This window comes from Salmonella sp. SJTUF15570, assembly GCF_043357055.1.
Classification (GTDB): Bacteria; Pseudomonadota; Gammaproteobacteria; order Enterobacterales; family Enterobacteriaceae; genus Salmonella; species Salmonella enterica.
Genome location: NZ_JBEUKJ010000014.1, coordinates 48577 through 65564, shown reverse-complemented (window position 1 = coordinate 65564; position 16988 = coordinate 48577). Strand labels below are relative to the sequence as shown.

Annotated in this window: 18 protein-coding genes; 5 read left to right on the top strand and 13 right to left on the bottom strand. The window is 53.8% G+C overall.

Features of this window, described 5'->3' with window-relative positions:
* Positions 1 to 110: 110 nt before the first annotated feature.
* Entirely contained in the window at positions 111 to 1364 is a 1254-nt protein-coding gene (gene codB, locus ABVN44_RS21285; RefSeq protein WP_023232445.1) for a cytosine permease, read from the top strand.
* Complete coding sequence (locus ABVN44_RS21280; protein ID WP_052908335.1) at positions 1351 to 2631, top strand: cytosine deaminase; 1281 nt, start codon at positions 1351 to 1353, stop codon at positions 2629 to 2631. The genes codB and ABVN44_RS21280 overlap by 14 nt, the downstream gene beginning before the upstream one ends.
* A gap of 82 nt (positions 2632 to 2713) precedes the next feature.
* On the opposite strand, the gene nanQ is transcribed toward ABVN44_RS21280, so the two are convergent.
* The 12 genes from nanQ to zapE all read right to left on the bottom strand — a co-directional run bounded on the left by nanQ (position 2714) and on the right by zapE (position 12940).
* A complete protein-coding gene (gene nanQ / locus ABVN44_RS21275) occupies positions 2714 to 3181 on the bottom strand; it encodes an N-acetylneuraminate anomerase (RefSeq protein ID WP_000979901.1) in 468 nt (155 codons plus the stop codon).
* Positions 3178 to 4053, bottom strand: coding sequence for an N-acetylmannosamine kinase (nanK, locus tag ABVN44_RS21270; RefSeq protein ID WP_000208983.1), 876 nt, complete (start codon positions 4051 to 4053; stop codon positions 3178 to 3180). The genes nanQ and nanK overlap by 4 nt, the downstream gene beginning before the upstream one ends.
* The gene (locus ABVN44_RS21265; protein WP_000054439.1) at positions 4050 to 4739 is read right to left on the bottom strand and encodes an N-acetylmannosamine-6-phosphate 2-epimerase; all 690 of its coding nucleotides are present in this window, start codon (positions 4737 to 4739) and stop codon (positions 4050 to 4052) included. The genes nanK and ABVN44_RS21265 overlap by 4 nt, the downstream gene beginning before the upstream one ends.
* Positions 4740 to 4785: 46 nt before the next feature.
* Positions 4786 to 6276: a sialic acid transporter NanT gene (gene nanT / locus ABVN44_RS21260; protein ID WP_000108071.1), complete on the bottom strand. Its 1491-nt coding sequence runs from the start codon at positions 6274 to 6276 to the stop codon at positions 4786 to 4788.
* Between the two features lie 115 nt (positions 6277 to 6391).
* Positions 6392 to 7285 carry an N-acetylneuraminate lyase gene (nanA, locus tag ABVN44_RS21255; RefSeq protein WP_001029667.1) on the bottom strand — a complete coding sequence of 298 codons (894 nt, stop codon included), beginning with the start codon at positions 7283 to 7285 and terminating at the stop codon, positions 6392 to 6394.
* Positions 7286 to 7419: 134 nt separating this feature from the next.
* Complete coding sequence (nanR, locus tag ABVN44_RS21250; RefSeq protein WP_000382926.1) at positions 7420 to 8211, bottom strand: transcriptional regulator NanR; 792 nt, start codon at positions 8209 to 8211, stop codon at positions 7420 to 7422.
* A 108-nt stretch (positions 8212 to 8319) separates the two neighbouring features.
* On the bottom strand, positions 8320 to 8820 hold the full coding sequence (sspB, locus tag ABVN44_RS21245) for a ClpXP protease specificity-enhancing factor (RefSeq protein ID WP_000366112.1): 501 nt from the start codon (positions 8818 to 8820) through the stop codon (positions 8320 to 8322).
* Between the two features lie 5 nt (positions 8821 to 8825).
* A complete protein-coding gene (gene sspA, locus ABVN44_RS21240; protein WP_000257298.1) occupies positions 8826 to 9464 on the bottom strand; it encodes a stringent starvation protein SspA in 639 nt (212 codons plus the stop codon).
* A 262-nt stretch (positions 9465 to 9726) separates the two neighbouring features.
* On the bottom strand, positions 9727 to 10479 hold the full coding sequence (locus tag ABVN44_RS21235; RefSeq protein WP_000950539.1) for a DUF695 domain-containing protein: 753 nt from the start codon (positions 10477 to 10479) through the stop codon (positions 9727 to 9729).
* A 199-nt stretch (positions 10480 to 10678) separates the two neighbouring features.
* Positions 10679 to 11071 carry a 30S ribosomal protein S9 gene (gene rpsI / locus ABVN44_RS21230; protein WP_000829815.1) on the bottom strand — a complete coding sequence of 131 codons (393 nt, stop codon included), beginning with the start codon at positions 11069 to 11071 and terminating at the stop codon, positions 10679 to 10681.
* A gap of 15 nt (positions 11072 to 11086) precedes the next feature.
* On the bottom strand, positions 11087 to 11515 hold the full coding sequence (rplM, locus tag ABVN44_RS21225) for a 50S ribosomal protein L13 (protein ID WP_000847559.1): 429 nt from the start codon (positions 11513 to 11515) through the stop codon (positions 11087 to 11089).
* 300 nt (positions 11516 to 11815) lie between these two features.
* Complete coding sequence (zapE, locus tag ABVN44_RS21220; protein ID WP_001191222.1) at positions 11816 to 12940, bottom strand: cell division protein ZapE; 1125 nt, start codon at positions 12938 to 12940, stop codon at positions 11816 to 11818.
* A gap of 192 nt (positions 12941 to 13132) precedes the next feature.
* Between zapE and zapG the strand changes: the two genes are divergently transcribed.
* The 3 genes from zapG (at position 13133) to degS (ending at position 16218) form a co-directional block, all read left to right on the top strand.
* The gene (zapG, locus tag ABVN44_RS21215) at positions 13133 to 13531 is read left to right on the top strand and encodes a Z-ring associated protein ZapG (RefSeq protein WP_001519074.1); all 399 of its coding nucleotides are present in this window, start codon (positions 13133 to 13135) and stop codon (positions 13529 to 13531) included.
* Between the two features lie 156 nt (positions 13532 to 13687).
* Positions 13688 to 15055: a serine endoprotease DegQ gene (gene degQ / locus ABVN44_RS21210; RefSeq protein WP_000716690.1), complete on the top strand. Its 1368-nt coding sequence runs from the start codon at positions 13688 to 13690 to the stop codon at positions 15053 to 15055.
* A 92-nt stretch (positions 15056 to 15147) separates the two neighbouring features.
* Positions 15148 to 16218 carry an outer membrane-stress sensor serine endopeptidase DegS gene (gene degS / locus ABVN44_RS21205; RefSeq protein ID WP_000497705.1) on the top strand — a complete coding sequence of 357 codons (1071 nt, stop codon included), beginning with the start codon at positions 15148 to 15150 and terminating at the stop codon, positions 16216 to 16218.
* 33 nt (positions 16219 to 16251) lie between these two features.
* Here degS and ABVN44_RS21200 read toward each other — a convergent pair whose 3' ends face one another.
* Positions 16252 to 16983: a triphosphoribosyl-dephospho-CoA synthase gene (locus ABVN44_RS21200; RefSeq protein WP_023232443.1), complete on the bottom strand. Its 732-nt coding sequence runs from the start codon at positions 16981 to 16983 to the stop codon at positions 16252 to 16254.
* Positions 16984 to 16988: the final 5 nt, after the last annotated feature.

Below are 16988 nucleotides of genomic sequence, written 5' to 3'. Positions count from 1 at the left end.
CATTAATTCCATGAATAATTATCAAAAAAATATCACACGAAAACGTTTGCTTTATTCTGAGAACTGTATATTATGCGGCGGATTTTTTGGGCAAAATTCATGGAGGCGTTGTGTCGCAGGACAACAATTATAGCCAGGGCCCCGTCCCTCTGGCGGCGCGGAAGGGCGTGATTCCACTGACGTTTGTCATGTTGGGTTTAACGTTTTTTTCCGCCAGTATGTGGACCGGAGGGACACTCGGCACCGGTCTTTCTTATAATGATTTCTTCCTCGCAGTTCTCTTCGGTAATCTCCTCCTCGGTATCTACACTGCATTTCTTGGTTACATCGGCGCAAAAACCGGACTCTCCACCCACCTCCTTGCACGTTACTCCTTTGGCGTTAAAGGCTCATGGCTTCCCTCGCTGCTGTTAGGCGGTACTCAAGTGGGCTGGTTTGGCGTTGGCGTAGCGATGTTCGCTATTCCGGTCAGTAAAGCGACGGGCATTGATGCCAATATCCTGATTGCCGTTTCGGGTCTGCTGATGACCCTGACCATTTTTTTCGGCATCTCGGCGTTGACCATTTTGTCTATCGTTGCCGTACCCGCGATCGTTATACTGGGCAGCTACTCCGTCTGGCTGGCGATCAGCGGCGTGGGTGGGCTGGAGCATTTAAAAACGATAGTGCCGCAGACGCCGCTGGATTTTTCCAGCGCGCTGGCGCTGGTGGTGGGCTCGTTTGTCAGCGCCGGTACATTGACCGCCGACTTCGTCCGCTTCGGGCGCCATGCCAAAAGCGCCGTACTGATTGCGATGGTCGCTTTTTTCCTCGGCAACTCGCTGATGTTTATCTTTGGCGCGGCAGGCGCTGCCGCCGTCGGTCAGGCGGATATCTCTGACGTGATGATAGCGCAGGGGCTGCTGCTGCCCGCGATTGTGGTGCTTGGCCTGAATATCTGGACCACCAACGATAACGCGCTGTACGCATCGGGTCTGGGCTTCGCCAATATTACCGGTCTTTCCAGCCGTACGCTGTCGGTGGTGAACGGGATTATCGGTACCGTGTGCGCGCTGTGGCTTTACAATAATTTTGTCGGCTGGCTGACGTTCCTGTCATCTGCCATCCCACCGATTGGCGGAGTGATTATTGCCGACTATCTGTTGAACCGTCGCCGCTATGCCGACTTCAACACCGTGCGCTTTATTCCCGTTAACTGGATTGCTATTCTTTCCGTCGCGCTGGGCATCGCCGCCGGACATTATGTTCCTGGTATTGTGCCCGTCAACGCCGTACTCGGCGGCGTCTTCAGCTATATCCTGCTGAATCCACTTTTCAACCGCAGCCTTGCTAAATCACCAGAGGTCAGCCATGCAGAACAATAACATCACCATTCGTCAGGCGCGTCTGCAGGGACACGAAGGATTATGGCAGATTACGATTGAAAACGGGCGCTTTAGCCGGATTGAGCCTCAGGAAGCCGCATCGTTACCGCAGGGCGAAGTGCTTGATGCCGAAGGCGGTCTGGCTATTCCACCGTTTGTTGAGCCACATATCCACCTGGATACCACGCAAACGGCGGGTGAACCGAGCTGGAACCAGTCCGGCACACTGTTTGAAGGGATTGAGCGCTGGGCAGAACGTAAAGCAATGCTCACGCATGAAGATGTGAAAGCGCGCGCGATGCAGACCCTGAAATGGCAGATGGCTAACGGCATCCAGTACGTTCGTACTCACGTTGACGTTTCAGATCCTACGCTCACCGCGCTGAAAGCCATGCTGGAACTGAAGCAAGAGGTTGCGCCGTGGGTAGATCTGCAAATCGTCGCCTTTCCGCAAGAAGGTATTCTGTCTTATCCCAACGGTGAAGCGCTGTTAGAGGAAGCCGTGCGTTTGGGCGCTGACGTTATTGGCGCCATTCCGCACTTTGAGTTCACGCGGGAATATGGCGTTGAATCGCTGCACAAAATCTTTGCACTGGCGCAGAAATACGATCGCTTGATCGATGTGCACTGCGACGAAATTGATGACGAGCAGTCTCGCTTTGTCGAAACGGTCGCGGCGCTGGCGCATCGTGATGGCATGGGGGCGCGCGTGACCGCCAGCCACACCACGGCTATGCACTCGTACAACGGCGCGTATGCGTCACGCCTGTTCCGCCTGTTGAAAATGTCGGGGATTAACTTCGTCGCCAACCCGCTGGTGAATATTCATCTGCAAGGGCGGTTTGACACTTACCCGAAACGTCGTGGCGTCACGCGGGTGAAAGAGATGCTGGAAGCGGGGATCAACGTCTGCTTTGGCCATGATGACGTCTTCGACCCGTGGTATCCATTAGGCACAGCAAATATGCTGCAGGTGTTGCATATGGGGTTACACGTTTGCCAGTTGATGGGGTATGGGCAAATCAACGACGGGTTAAATCTGATCACTACCCACAGCGCAAAAACCCTGCATTTACAGGACTACGGTCTGAGCGTCGGCAATGCCGCGAATCTGGTTATCTTACCCGCTGAGAATGGATTCGACGCGGTACGTCGCCAGACGCCTGCCCGTTACTCGATTCGCCACGGGCGGGTAATTGCCGAGACGGTGCCGAGCCAGACGACGCTGCACCTGACCCAGTCGGAAGCCGTGACGTTTAAGCGTTAACCCGTCATACCCGCGCTCTCCGGCACATTCACCACGCAGCCCCGTAAGGGGCTGCGTTCGGAAGACTGCTCCGGCAAGAGATTCAGGCCGCCAGCAGACTGGCGCGTACTTTCACTACCACTTTCTTGATGTCATCCGGCTCACCCACTGCACATCCCGGTTTATGCGGTTCTCCCGGCATAAACACAGCAAACATCCCCGCTTGCAGCGTAATAGTCTGCTCGTCGACAATTTGACTACAAAGCTGGTAATCCTCTTCAACGTGCATCTCCTCGCACTGGCGAGCGGCACCGGACATCCCAAACGCAATACGCTCGACGCCGGTTAGTAGTAGCTGAATATCAATGTATTGTTCATGCAATTCCGCTTTCTTCTCGGCCGGCATTTGCGTCGTTAACTGCATTACATTCATAAAGATATTGTCGCCCTGCAATTCATAGCGCCCCGGTGCTTTCTCCTGCGGCCTTGCCGCCAGCGCGAGAGTCAAGGCATCCAGCAGTCGCGGATGCAACCCGCAAGAAGGCAACGACTGTACTTCCCCCATCATCATAATGTGTCTCCTTGAGCTAACAAAGCAGCGCCTAATAATCCTGCGTCATGCCGATAGCGAGCGGCGCTCAGCGCCACGTGATAAGGCGCAGGCTCTTGCATCAAAAACGCGCGAACCTGCTCCAGGTATCCCTCAGCTAACCCTACGCTGCCGCCAATGACCACACACTGGCAGTCGGTAGTCGCTTTCACATCGGCGATCATCCGCGCTATTACCTGCGCGGATTGGCTTACCAGATGTCGCGCCTGCTGATGACCTTCGCCAGCGCGAATAAATAGGGTTTTGGCGTCGCATCCCGCCAGATCGTCCCGCGCCGCCGCGGCCATCCCTCGTCCAGAGGCGATGGCCTCTACGCAGCCAACGCGTCCACAGCCGCATACGGGCCCGTGTGGGTCCGCCAGGGTGTGTCCCAGGTGCCCGGCCAGACCGCCTTTTCCGGTAAGGAGCTTGCCGTCGCAGACAACGCCGCCGCCAACGCCGGTTGAAACGGTGATAAATACCATATCGCGGATATCATCAGGGAGCGCGTGATACTCCGCCCAGGCCGCCGCCTGCGCGTCGTTCACCGCCAGCGTCGGCAGGCCAGCGATCGTTTCCAGTGTTTGTACTAACGGAAAGTGTAGCAAGCCGCCCAGATTATGGGGGTTTAGCGCCAGCAGCATCCCTTCCTGAATGATCCCGGTAGAAGCTATCGCTACCTGACGCGCCTCTGCCCGTAGTGGTTCAACCAGCGCCTTTAATGCTTCACGTAACGCATCCGGCGTTTTGCTCGCGGGGGTTGGTAGCTCGCGACGCTGGCTAATGCGCAAGTTGTTGTCGATGAGCGCGGCGGCAAGTTTAGTACCGCCAATATCGATTGCTAACGTAGTCATGACGCCGCCTTTTTTAATGCGTCGTTATACCATCCACAGATATGTTCCAGACGGGTAATGGCGGACCCCACCGTCACCGCCCATGCGCCATAGCGGATCGCCTCCGCCGCCAGTGCTGGCGAGTTATAGCGCCCTTCGGCTATTACCCGGCATCCGGCGTCATGCAACGCTTTGACTAAGGGCAGATCGGGTTCCTCCGGCGTATCGGGGGTGGTGTAGCCGGACATTGTCGTGCCGATAATGTCCGCGCCCAACCGTTGGCAGGCGAGACCATCGTCCACGGATGAGCAGTCGGCCATCGCCAGTAGATGGTGGTGATGAATGCGCGCCAACAACGCCTCAACGGCTACCGGCCGTTGCCGAGCGGTTCCATCAACGGCGATAATAGCTGCGCCAGCCTGCGCCAGCGCATCTACATCGTCGAGAAAAGGGGTAATGCGCACTGGAGAGTCGTCCAGATCGCGTTTGATAATGCCGATAATGGGTACCGAAACGAGCGAGCGGGTCATACGCAGGTTGTCTATGCCTTCAATACGCACCGCAACCGCGCCCGCCTGTTCCGCCGCCAACGCCATTGCCGCTACAATCTCCGGCTTATCCAGCGGACTGCCCGGAACGGGCTGGCAGGAGACAATCAGGCCGCCAGAAGCGGCAATATTTTTATCCAGTTGTTCAAGTAACGACATACTACTCCCTTACAAATATTGCCCGGTTTAAAACCGGGCAAGCGGATTAACTTTTCGTTTTTACAAAGGCACCTTTACCACTGCCAAGCGGTACGGCTCCGCTGAACGGTTTGTCGTCGATAGCATCATGGGTGCGTAACGCTTCCGGACGTAGCCAACGCTGTACGCGAGACGGCATATCAAGCCCAATAAGCAGGATCACGACAAACGTCAGGCTGAAAGAGAGCGATGCCAGCGCAGTGCCCAGATCCAGACGTTGAGCGATCAGCGCTCCCAGGATCGGTGCCAGCGCGCCGCCGAGCGCGCCGACGTTATAAGTAAAGCCCAGCCCCGCCGCGCGCTGATCGGTATCGAAGTAACCGCCGATCAGTTTCGGTAGAATCCCGGCAATCCCCTGCCCCAACATCTGTTGGAAAAACAGTAGCAGACCCAGAACCCAGACGTTTGTGCCGCCAATCGCAAAGACCGGAATAATGAGGATTTGCGAGGCCAGCAGGCTACAGACATATGCTTTACGCGTTCCCAGCCAGTCGCCAAGAAAACCGCCTACGCAGCAACCAACCGCCGCGCCAAATCCGCTAAAGAACAGGACATTCGCCACCGTATGCGGATCGTAGGCCAGCTCAGTTTTCAGATAAGTGGGTAATAGCGCCTGAATCGGCCAGGAATAGAGGAAAGCAAACAGTACCACCAGCATCAGCATGACGCCAGTGGGCCAGCGTTTACCGCTGCTCTGCACCATAAAGCTGATAAAGATAACCGCGCACAGTAGTCCCAGCCCCGCCACAATCGCAGCATTTTGTAGGTTACCGGCAAAACAGAACCACAGCGCAGCGGCGGCGGCGAAGGTCATTAAAATGTTGATGATGCGATGTTCGCCCCGATAAAGAATGTCGACCATCGTACGTACCGGCGCTTTACCCGCGTGTTTCTCTTTCCAGTCTTCCGCTTCCGGAATGTTTTTCCGCAGCCAGAGGGCGAAGATAATTGGCAAAATGCCAATGAAAAACAGCGCGCGCCAGCCCCAGACAGGCACCACCAGGCTGTACACCTGCGCGGCAACGACCGCGCCGACGGAGAAGCCGGAAATCAGAAAACCGCTGGCTTTATTGCGTAAATGTTTTGGCCAGCTTTCGATTACATAGGTCGCGCTGGAACCATATTCGCCCGCCATGCCCATACCAATCACCAGTCGGGCGATGAACATGGTGGTGTAACCGGGCGCAAACCCGCAGGCCAGGGTTCCCACCGAAAACAGAATGATGCTGCTGACCATCGCCAGACGACGCCCATAGCGATCGCCCATCGCGCCCAGTAATAACCCGCCGAACCAGCGAGAGATAAAAGCCGCAGAAATCAGGCTTGCCGCCTGTACCGTCGTCAGCCCAAATTCGCTTTGTACCTCAGTCAGTACAAGAGCAATTAACACAAAATCAAAACCATCAAGCAGATATCCCAACCAGGCAGCGGAAAATGCCCGCCATTGCGCCCGGTTGAGATGGCGATACCACGGGATGTTCTGGGTAGAAGTACTCATTTTACTCTCCCGACGATTTTTGTTGTCGTTATGCCGAATGGCGGCTCCGCCTTATCCGGCCTACTGTTCGCACTGTTGTAGGCCGGGCAAGCGTAGCGCCCCCGGCATTATGCTGTTACGCCTTTTCTTCCATCAGTTGTTGCGCCAGCGCCTTGAGCGCCGGCAGATATTTTTCATCAACAGGCGCAAACGGTTTACGACACAGCGGCACCGATACCACGTCCATATAATGCAGGACCGTTTTCAGGCCGCGGAATACGCCGGTTTTAATCAGTAAATCAATAACCTTATTGCACTCGGTTTGCAGACGCTGCGCTTTCGCCACATCGCCCTCACGTAATGCCTGCACAATCCCCTGGTAACGCCAGCCCATAATGTTGTATGTGCTGCCGATACCGCCGTCCGCGCCCGCCAGCAGGCCGGAAGCGAAGATTTCGTCATAACCGTTGTACAGCACCAGATCCGGATGCGCGCGGCGGATCTGCTCCATCTGGAAGAGATCGCCGGAGGTTTGCTTCAGCGCGCTCACGCCCGGTAATGTCACCAGCGTATTGATCTGATCGAGGGTAAGTTTTACACCGCTTAACGCCGGAATGTTGTATACCACCATCGGCAATCCATCTGCGGAATCAATGATTGCCCGATAATGGTCACAGTGCTCTTCAAAACTGAAAGGGTAATAAAAAGGCGTCACCGCAGAGACCGCATCAAAACCGTAACGCTTTGCGGCGCTGGCAAGCTGCTGGCTTTCTGCGGTGCTTACCGTCCCGACATGGGCGATCAGCGTGATTTTTCCCTTCGCCTCTTCGGCGACAATCTCCAGTACCTGCTCTCTTTCAGCAAGGCTCTGTACGAATGCTTCCCCGGTGGAACCGCCAACGTACAGCCCGTCGATACCCTGCCCGATGTTAAAACGCACCAGACGGCGCAGGCTTTCGCTATCCAGTTGCTGCTGATGATCAAATGGGGTCAACAACGCCGCCATTACGCCTTGCAATGCTTTTGCCATACCTACCTCTACGGATGATGAATATATTAACTACCTACCTTTATACCTGTTATACCAGATCAAATAAGCAGCAAATAATACAGAACGCTTATAGTGCGATCTGCTTCACTAAACTGGGATCGGAGGCGCGATCGCTACCGCATTTTTTGACTTTTTTTACCGAGCGCGTGCCAGGTAGCGGAAACGCTATTGAGGTGGGTTTGCAGAGCGCGATCCGCTTTATCGGGATCTCGCTGGCGAATGGCATCAACAATCACAATATGCTGTTGATAACTCACGTTATTATGTTCATGCAGCTCACGATCGGGAACGCTTGGGCGAGCGGCGATTAGCCAGTCCAGCAGAGCAACATGAATAGCCATAAAGATCGGATTGCCGGGAATTTCAGCCAGCACCCGGTGAAACTCGACATCCGAACGAATAAACAGCGCATTGTCATCCAGCGACTGGCTATTAATTTCCAGCGCTTTCGTTAACAACGCGATCTGCTCGTCGGTGGCATGTTCCGCCGCATAGCGTACCAGGCTGGATTCAAAGAAAAGCCGTAGCTGTTCAAAGTGAGCGATGCCGCCAGGATGAGTAAGAAAATCTTTCGCCATACCCGACAGTTCACTGATGATGGTATCAGCAGAGGGGCGCGAGACGCGGGCGCGTTCGCCGTTATTGATTTGCACCAGACCTTTACGCTTCAGCGCAGCTAACGCTTCACGCACGGAGGGACGTCCTACATTGAAGAAGGCCATTAATTCACGTTCAGACGGTAGCTGTTCTCCCTCGCCAAACTCATGACGGCGGATCATCTGCTCCAGCTCTTCCTCAACCATTTCAGACAGTTTTTTACGCGCCAGCGGGCGGCGGCGCAAACTACGCCCGAGGGATGTCGGTGAATCTTCTGCTTGCGAATCAAATGCGTTCATAACGTCCATTCATGAGTGGTCGGTGGCAAATAATAGCAAGCTTATCGTAACACAGCTTCAAAAGCAGGGTGAACCCGCGAGGAGGCCAAACAAAACAGGCCCTTCAGGGCCTGTTGATTATTTTACTACACGCAGCGCCGGACGTCCGCCACGCGGCGGAGGCGGCTCGTCATCAGGACTACTGTCGTCATCGTGGTCGGGCTTATCGCCATCAATGACGGACATCACGGTCTCGCTTTCCGCGCCTGCGGTATTGTCATCATCATTTAAGCTGACAACGTCTTCATCATAGGCGGCTTCAGGCTCAAACATGGTGCCTGCGCCGTTTTCACGGGCGTAAATCGCCAGCACCGCAGCCAAAGGCACAGAAACCTGACGGGGAACGCCGCCGAAGCGCGCATTAAAACGCACTTCATCATTAGACAGCTCCAGATTACCTACCGCCCGCGGCGCAATATTGAGGACGATTTGCCCATCGCGCGCATATTCCATAGGGACATGCACGCCAGGCAGCATCACATCCACCACCAGATGCGGGGTCAACTGGTTATCCAGCAACCACTCGTAGAAAGCACGCAACAGATAGGGACGACGCGGCGTCAACTGTGACAAATCCATACAGGTTAACCCCGACCGAGGCGCATTTCACGTTCAGCTTCGGTTAAAGAAGCCAGGAAAGAATCACGTTCAAAGACGCGGGTCATATAGCCTTTCAGCTCTTTCGCCCCTGCGCCGCTGAATTCAATACCCAACTGCGGTAAACGCCACAAGAGAGGCGCCAGGTAGCAATCAACCAGGCTGAATTCGTCGCTCAGGAAATACGGTTTCTGACCAAATACCGGCGCAATCGCCAGCAGCTCTTCACGCAGTTGTTTACGCGCAGAGTCGGCCTCGGAAGCAGACCCGTTTACGATGACGTTCATCAGCGTATACCAGTCTTTTTCAATACGGTGCATGTACAGACGGCTTTCACCGCGCGCGACCGGATAAACCGGCATCAGCGGCGGATGAGGGAAACGCTCATCCAGATATTCCATAATGATGCGAGATTCCCACAGGGTCAGCTCACGATCCACCAGTGTCGGAACGCTTTGATTCGGGTTGAGGTCAATCAGATCCTGAGGTGGATTGTCCTTTTCCACATGTTCGATCTCAAAACTAACACCCTTTTCAGCCAACACAATGCGGACCTGATGGCTATAGATGTCAGTAGGACCAGAAAACAGCGTCATTACCGAACGTTTGTTGGCAGCGACAGCCATGAAAACCTCCAGGTATATTCAGAATTTTTACTGCTACCAGCCACAATGTGACCAGCCAGATGTTATGTCACCCAGGGCGAAAAAAGCCATCATTGCTCAGAAACGAGACAAAAAATGAACATTCCCCGCTATTTGGGCAGAAAATTGGATGATAGTTTACCAGATTTTGTGACCTTTGTGGTGAGTCGATTCTGGAAATGAGGAAAAAGAGATATTCCTAGTCTGAAATGCTCGCCCCACCTGAGATATTGTCTTTCGCCTGTTATGCCTGTACTACCGGTGCGCCCCAGCCATCAAAACTGCCGCCATGTTTTTCAGCCAGATCGGTAAGCTGGCAAGTGATTTCTGTCATATGCCATTGTTGCGGAGCATCGGTGCTGATAAAAGACGCCATAAACCCCTGTTGCGGGTCATTCATTCGAATACTGACCAGCGTTATGCCATACGGTAATGCAGCAATATCTTGCGCCAGGTCGCGCGCGGCGACTTCTGTAGGCAATGTCGCATAATAATCAATAGCGCGCGGAAGCGTCAGATCATCACCTTGTTCCTGTAATCCCCGGCACACTCGGGAATCGTGTATCCAGTTCCAGTCGTATCGGGTTGGATACAAGAACTGGCGGTAAAAGTTTCCTTTATCATTGTGACTCTCTCTATAACTAAAAGAGATTTCCGGGCCACCAGCGAGCAATTTATCCAGCGTCTTTTCCCAGTTAAGATCCTCTTCCGACATGAACACAAAATCGCGCCAGCCTTGTTGGGTAACCACACCCACCAGCCAGATCGGAAACGTCTTCCCCTTTTCATCAAGCCAGTCCTCTATACGATTTAAACGCTGTGTTTCATCGGGCTGCGGCAAACCATTTTCATAACAGTTGGTGTAATGAACACGTAAGAACCCGGTATGGATAAGGCGATCAAATTTTTCATCCTGGATGGCGCCGATATCCACACGTATCCCCGTAACATGGTCATCCACCGTTGTTATAAAGAATTCCCATTTATTCGACAGCATTAACGACTCTTTCTTAGTAAACAATGCGTTAAAAAATCCCACTGTGACTTCCTTTTCTCTGAGCGTGCATGAAAGATGAATAAGATGAGAATAATGCTAAAGATAGGGAGGAAAAGAGACTGGATTCGGACTTTAGCCATAAAAAAACCCGCCGAAGCGGGTTTTTTCGCTAACAGTTGTCTGCCGAAGCAGAAAACAATTAACGTTTGGAGAACTGCGGACGACGACGTGCTTTACGCAGGCCGACTTTCTTACGTTCAACCTGACGAGCGTCACGAGTAACGAAGCCAGCTTTACGCAGTTCGCCACGCAGGGACTCGTCGTACTCCATCAGAGCGCGGGTGATACCGTGACGGATCGCACCAGCCTGACCAGAGATACCACCACCTTTAACAGTGATGTACAGATCCAGTTTCTCAACCATGTCGACCAGTTCCAGCGGCTGACGAACTACCATGCGGGCAGTTTCACGACCGAAGTACTGTTCCAGAGAACGTTGGTTGATAACGATTTTACCGTTGCCCGGTTTGATGAAAACGCGAGCTGCGGAACTTTTGCGGCGACCAGTGCCGTAGTATTGATTTTCAGCCATTGCCTATAATCCCGATTAGATGTCAAGAACTTGCGGTTGCTGTGCCGCGTGGTTGTGCTCGTTGCCCGCGTAAACTTTCAGTTTACGGAACATAGCACGACCCAGCGGGCCTTTTGGCAGCATGCCTTTAACCGCGATTTCAATCACACGCTCAGGACGGCGGGCAATCATCTCTTCAAAGGTCGCTTGTTTGATACCACCGATGTGGCCGGTGTGGTGATAGTACACTTTGTCAGTACGCTTGTTGCCGGTTACAGCAACTTTGTCAGCGTTCAGAACGATGATGTAATCACCGGTATCTACGTGCGGAGTGTATTCCGCTTTGTGCTTACCGCGCAGGCGACGAGCCAGTTCAGTAGCCAGACGGCCCAGAGTTTTACCGGTCGCGTCAACAACATACCAGTCGCGTTTTACGGTTTCTGGTTTAGCTGTAAAAGTTTTCATTAAAAGCTTACCCAAATAAATAAGTTACACGTTGGTGAACACCCAAACGTTTAAATAGTTGAGGTTCACACGACAAAGTCCGGTAAACCTACCCCCTCGGATATGTTTGGCCGGCACAGAGAAAGTTTGGGAAAAAACTCTCTTGTAACGTGGGGTCGCAGGATTATAGAGAAGTCCAGGTCAAAGATCGACCCCTTTTTGCGATTTGCCGCGGGTTTTGTTCAGGCCTGGTTCACCCTCGGTCGGGGAGGTTGCACAGATATAATACCGCACAATGCCGGGGCGCTGCGCTTGTCCGGCTTACGGCATATGCTCCCGCTTGAGATACTCCGCACTCTGCATCTCTTGCAGGCGCGACAGACAGCGTTGAAATTCAAACTTGAGCCGCTCCCCCTGATAAATCTCATATAACGGCGCGGCGGCGCTGACCACCAGCTTAACGTGGCGCTCGTAAAACTCATCCACCAGCGCAATAAAGCGGCGCGCTTCGTTCTCCATCAGCGGCGTCATGACCGGCACGTCAAACAGCAGAACCGTGTGAAATAACCTTGAGAGCGCAATGTAATCATGCTGGCTGCGGGCCTCGACGCACAGCGTAGCGAAAGAGACCGCTAACGTTTGGTTTTCAACGCCCAGGGTGGATAAAGAGCGATGATTGATTTCCAGCGTCGGAGCGTGCTCGCGCGCGGCCCCCGCTAACGCCAGCCACAGTTTATCCATTTGCCGCCGGGTTTCATCATTAAGCGGCGTTAGCCATAAATGGGCCTGCGTCAGCGTCCGCAGTCGGTAATCGACGCCGGCGTCCACATTCATAATGTCGCAGTGCTGTTTAATGGCATCGATAGCCGGCAGGAAGCGGGCGCGTTGCAAACCGTTGCGGTAGAGTTCATCCGGCGGAATATTGGAGGTCGCGACCAGCGTAATGCCGCGTGCAAACAGCGCTTTCATTAAACCGCCCAGCAGCATGGCGTCGGTAATATCGGTGACGAAAAACTCATCGAAACACAGTACGTCCGTCTCGGTTTTAAACCGATCGGCAATAATGTCTAACGGATCGATCTGTCCCTGTAGCGCGGTAAGTTCTTCATGCACGCGCAGCATAAACCGATGAAAATGCAGGCGTAATTTTCGCTCACCCGGCAGGCTGTGGTAGAAGAGATCCATGAGCCAGGTTTTGCCGCGACCCACGCCCCCCCACATATACAGCCCGCGAACCGGTATTTGCGCGTCCGGTTCGTTTTTGCCTAATAATTTCCCCAGTCGCGCTATCAGTCCGCCGGGTGGCGTAGCCGACGATTTTTTCGCGGTGAGCGCCTGATAAAGGGTTTCCAGACGGTCGACCGCCTCTTTCTGTACGTCGTCAGGCTGATGGGTGCCTTCGTTGAGTGCCTGGAGATAACGCGATGTAGGGGAAAGGCTTTGCATAATGTTATTGTTATTCCTTGAAAATCGATGTGCCGTCGTTCACGGCTGACGAAAAAAAGGCCGTTCTACACTACGCGATATGCTGTCGGGATTCCACTTCTACGGAATTAGCGGTTATAGTGGCATAATCAGGCGCGGGCATGGAGCCTGGAGCCAACACCCTACGGAAACATAAGACAACGGGAGATGTTCATGACCTGGGAATATGCGCTAATTGGATTAGTCGTCGGTATCATCATTGGTGCCGTGGCCATGCGTTTTGGTAATCGTAAGTTACGTCAACAGCAGGCATTGCAGTACGAACTGGAAAAAAACAAAGCTGAGCTGGAAGAGTACCGTGAAGAGCTGGTTAGCCACTTTGCCCGCAGCGCGGAACTGCTGGATACCATGGCGCATGATTATCGCCAGCTGTATCAGCATATGGCGAAAAGCTCCAGCAGCCTGCTGCCGGAAATGTCTGCGGAGTCGAATCCGTTCCGTAACCGTCTGGCGGAGTCTGAGGCGAGCAACGATCAGGCGCCAGTACAAATGCCACGTGATTATTCTGAAGGCGCGTCTGGCCTGTTACGTAGCGGCGCAAAGCGCGATTAATCGCACGCCGTTAAGAAATTTATCGGGCGCATCGCTTGCGCCCTCTCTCTATCTTTCCTGTCCCAGCTATTATCATTGTTACCAGGCTGAAAATTCAATAACATCAATCTGTTTTGAATTGTCTATCCGTTCATTCAAGGTACGAGAGCAGCATCCATGAAAAAACACACCCAGCTGTTAAGTGCATTAGCGTTAAGTGTCGGGTTAACTCTTTCGGCGCCGTTTCCAGCCCTTGCATCGATACCAGGCCAGGTGCCAGGCCAGGCGACGCTGCCAAGCCTTGCCCCTATGCTGGAGAAAGTGCTGCCTGCTGTCGTCAGCGTAAAAGTCGAGGGAACCGCCGCCCAGAGCCAAAAAGTGCCGGAGGAGTTTAAAAAATTCTTTGGCGAGGATCTGCCAGACCAGCCGTCCCAGCCGTTTGAAGGACTCGGTTCGGGGGTGATTATCGATGCCGCGAAAGGCTATGTATTAACCAATAATCATGTGATTAATCAGGCACAGAAGATCAGTATTCAACTGAATGACGGACGCGAATTCGACGCGAAGCTGATCGGCGGCGACGACCAGAGCGATATCGCTCTGTTACAAATTCAGAATCCCAGCAAGTTAACGCAAATTGCCATCGCCGATTCCGACAAACTCCGCGTCGGCGATTTCGCCGTGGCGGTCGGTAATCCGTTTGGCCTTGGGCAAACCGCCACCTCCGGGATTATTTCAGCGCTGGGACGCAGCGGGCTTAATCTGGAAGGGCTTGAGAACTTTATTCAAACCGATGCCTCTATTAACCGCGGCAACTCCGGCGGCGCGCTGCTTAACCTGAACGGCGAGCTGATCGGGATTAATACCGCGATCCTCGCGCCAGGGGGCGGGAGCATCGGCATTGGCTTTGCTATTCCTTCCAATATGGCGCAGACGCTGGCGCAGCAGTTGATTCAGTTCGGCGAAATCAAACGCGGATTGCTGGGAATTAAAGGCACTGAAATGACCGCTGATATCGCTAAGGCATTCAAACTGAACGTTCAGCGTGGCGCTTTTGTCAGCGAGGTTTTACCCAATTCAGGTTCGGCGAAGGCCGGGGTGAAATCCGGAGACGTGATTATCAGTCTTAACGGTAAGCCGCTGAATAGCTTTGCCGAACTGCGTTCACGTATCGCCACCACCGAACCGGGCACGAAAGTGAAGCTGGGCCTGCTGCGCGATGGTAAGCCGCTGGAGGTGGAAGTCACGCTGGATTCCAATACCTCTTCTTCCGCCAGTGCCGAAATGATCGCCCCGGCGTTGCAAGGCGCGACGTTGAGCGACGGCCAGCTGAAAGACGGGACGAAAGGCGTTAAGGTTGATAGCGTCGAAAAAAGCAGTCCTGCCGCGCAGGCTGGTTTGCAAAAAGATGATGTTATCATCGGCGTTAACCGCGATCGCATCAGTTCTATCGCCGAAATGCGCAAAGTGATGGCGGCAAAACCGTCCATCATTGCTCTTCAGGTAGTACGCGGCAACGAGAACATTTATCTATTGCTGCGCTAATCCTGTCTTAAACCGGGCATCAGCCTGCGATGTGATGTCCGGTTAACTCATGGTATGCTGCTGCCGTTCCCTTTTTTAACGACGCCTCCATCATGTTTGTGAAGCTCTTACGTTCGGTCGCAATAGGTTTAATTGTCGGCGCTATTCTGTTGGCCGTCATGCCTTCTTTGCGCAAAATTAATCCTATCGCCGTCCCGCAATTCGACAGTACCGATGAGACGCCAGCCAGTTATAATTTTGCGGTTCGCCGCGCCGCGCCTGCCGTCGTCAACGTCTATAACCGCAGTATGAACAGTACCGCGCATAATCAACTGGAGATCCGCACGCTGGGTTCCGGCGTGATCATGGATCAACGCGGTTATATTATTACCAACAAGCACGTGATTAACGATGCCGATCAGATTATCGTCGCGCTACAGGATGGCCGCGTCTTTGAAGCGCTACTGGTTGGCTCCGATTCGCTTACCGATCTGGCGGTGCTGAAGATCAACGCCACTGGCGGGCTGCCTACCATCCCGATTAATACAAAGCGTACACCGCATATTGGCGACGTCGTACTGGCTATCGGCAACCCATATAATCTGGGACAGACCATCACCCAGGGGATCATCAGCGCAACGGGTCGTATCGGCCTGAACCCGACGGGGCGACAGAATTTTCTCCAGACCGACGCCTCGATTAACCACGGTAATTCCGGCGGCGCGCTGGTCAACTCGTTAGGCGAACTGATGGGGATCAACACCCTCTCTTTTGATAAGAGTAACGATGGCGAAACGCCGGAAGGCCTTGGTTTTGCGATTCCCTTCCAGCTAGCCACGAAAATTATGGATAAGCTTATCCGCGACGGTCGCGTGATTCGCGGCTATATCGGTATTGGCGGACGAGAAATCGCGCCGCTGCACGCGCAGCAGGGTAGCGGCATGGACCCGATTCAGGGCATTGTCGTTAATGAAGTGACGCCAAACGGCCCCGCCGCGCTTGCCGGTATTCAGGTTAATGATTTGATTATTTCGGTCAATAATAAACCCGCCGTGTCCGCGCTGGAGACGATGGATCAGGTGGCGGAAATTCGCCCGGGCTCCGTCATTCCGGTCGTGGTAATGCGGGATGATAAGCAGCTCACGTTCCAGGTGACGGTGCAGGAATACCCGGCGTCGAACTAAAACGACGCGGCTTTTGCCCGCGTCGTTCGACAGCTAGTCAATGAAGACTGGCCCTGCCGGAAAATGCGCCAGGAAACTCGTGAAGATCAGCAGAGCGGGGAGACTTTTCTCCCCGACGGCCTCTTCACGCAGCGCCTTATCGAGTGCCAATAAGCCAGACTCGCCCCCTTCCCCCAGAATGCCGCCCATCCAGAGCAGTCGTTGCGCCTGTTGACGCGCATACTGCGATGCGCTTTTCCAGGCGATCAGATGCAGCAACGTTTGTAACAGCAGGATCCGAGACGCGTGACCATCGCGTTGTAATCGCCTGAATACGGGTAATGCAATACTACGTACCGTCGAGAAACCGCTCGCCGCCTCCCCCTCAATCGGCGATAAACCAACAGCCGCCTGTTTGACGAAATCGCATAACTGATTGTGTGTTAATGGCCGCTCGCCTGCGCTCATATACCCTGCGGCAAAACAGAGTAACCCGATACCCTGAGCCCAATCGGTCGATGGCAGAATCCCCTGCGGAACATTCGGTGCCGACGTCTGTGCGGCACAAAGCCCCTCGTCGTAACACTGTGCAAAACGTTGCTCATATATTGCTGAGTTGACGCCAGACCACGGCAGCAAATGCAGCGCTGGCTCAAGCTCAGTTATCTGATTCACCGTCTCAACAACATAACGCAAGATGGTTTCTCTGGATGGCATGGATGTACCTTGCCGAAACGCAACCATTTCACTCATTACTGTGTCCTCATTTTGCGGGAGCAGAATCACTGCCC

Coding starts and splice junctions, on each gene's coding strand:
- ABVN44_RS21280 (WP_052908335.1), top strand. CDS start 1,351: ATGCAGAACAATAACATCACCATTCGTCAGGCGCGTCTGCAGGGACAC.
- nanQ (WP_000979901.1), bottom strand. CDS start 3,181: ATGATGATGGGGGAAGTACAGTCGTTGCCTTCTTGCGGGTTGCATCCG.
- nanK (WP_000208983.1), bottom strand. CDS start 4,053: ATGACTACGTTAGCAATCGATATTGGCGGTACTAAACTTGCCGCCGCG.
- ABVN44_RS21265 (WP_000054439.1), bottom strand. CDS start 4,739: ATGTCGTTACTTGAACAACTGGATAAAAATATTGCCGCTTCTGGCGGC.
- nanT (WP_000108071.1), bottom strand. CDS start 6,276: ATGAGTACTTCTACCCAGAACATCCCGTGGTATCGCCATCTCAACCGG.
- nanA (WP_001029667.1), bottom strand. CDS start 7,285: ATGGCAAAAGCATTGCAAGGCGTAATGGCGGCGTTGTTGACCCCATTT.
- nanR (WP_000382926.1), bottom strand. CDS start 8,211: ATGGACGTTATGAACGCATTTGATTCGCAAGCAGAAGATTCACCGACA.
- sspB (WP_000366112.1), bottom strand. CDS start 8,820: ATGGATTTGTCACAGTTGACGCCGCGTCGTCCCTATCTGTTGCGTGCT.
- sspA (WP_000257298.1), bottom strand. CDS start 9,464: ATGGCTGTCGCTGCCAACAAACGTTCGGTAATGACGCTGTTTTCTGGT.
- ABVN44_RS21235 (WP_000950539.1), bottom strand. CDS start 10,479: ATGCTGTCGAATAAATGGGAATTCTTTATAACAACGGTGGATGACCAT.
- rpsI (WP_000829815.1), bottom strand. CDS start 11,071: ATGGCTGAAAATCAATACTACGGCACTGGTCGCCGCAAAAGTTCCGCA.
- rplM (WP_000847559.1), bottom strand. CDS start 11,515: ATGAAAACTTTTACAGCTAAACCAGAAACCGTAAAACGCGACTGGTAT.
- zapE (WP_001191222.1), bottom strand. CDS start 12,940: ATGCAAAGCCTTTCCCCTACATCGCGTTATCTCCAGGCACTCAACGAA.
- zapG (WP_001519074.1), top strand. CDS start 13,133: ATGACCTGGGAATATGCGCTAATTGGATTAGTCGTCGGTATCATCATT.
- degQ (WP_000716690.1), top strand. CDS start 13,688: ATGAAAAAACACACCCAGCTGTTAAGTGCATTAGCGTTAAGTGTCGGG.
- degS (WP_000497705.1), top strand. CDS start 15,148: ATGTTTGTGAAGCTCTTACGTTCGGTCGCAATAGGTTTAATTGTCGGC.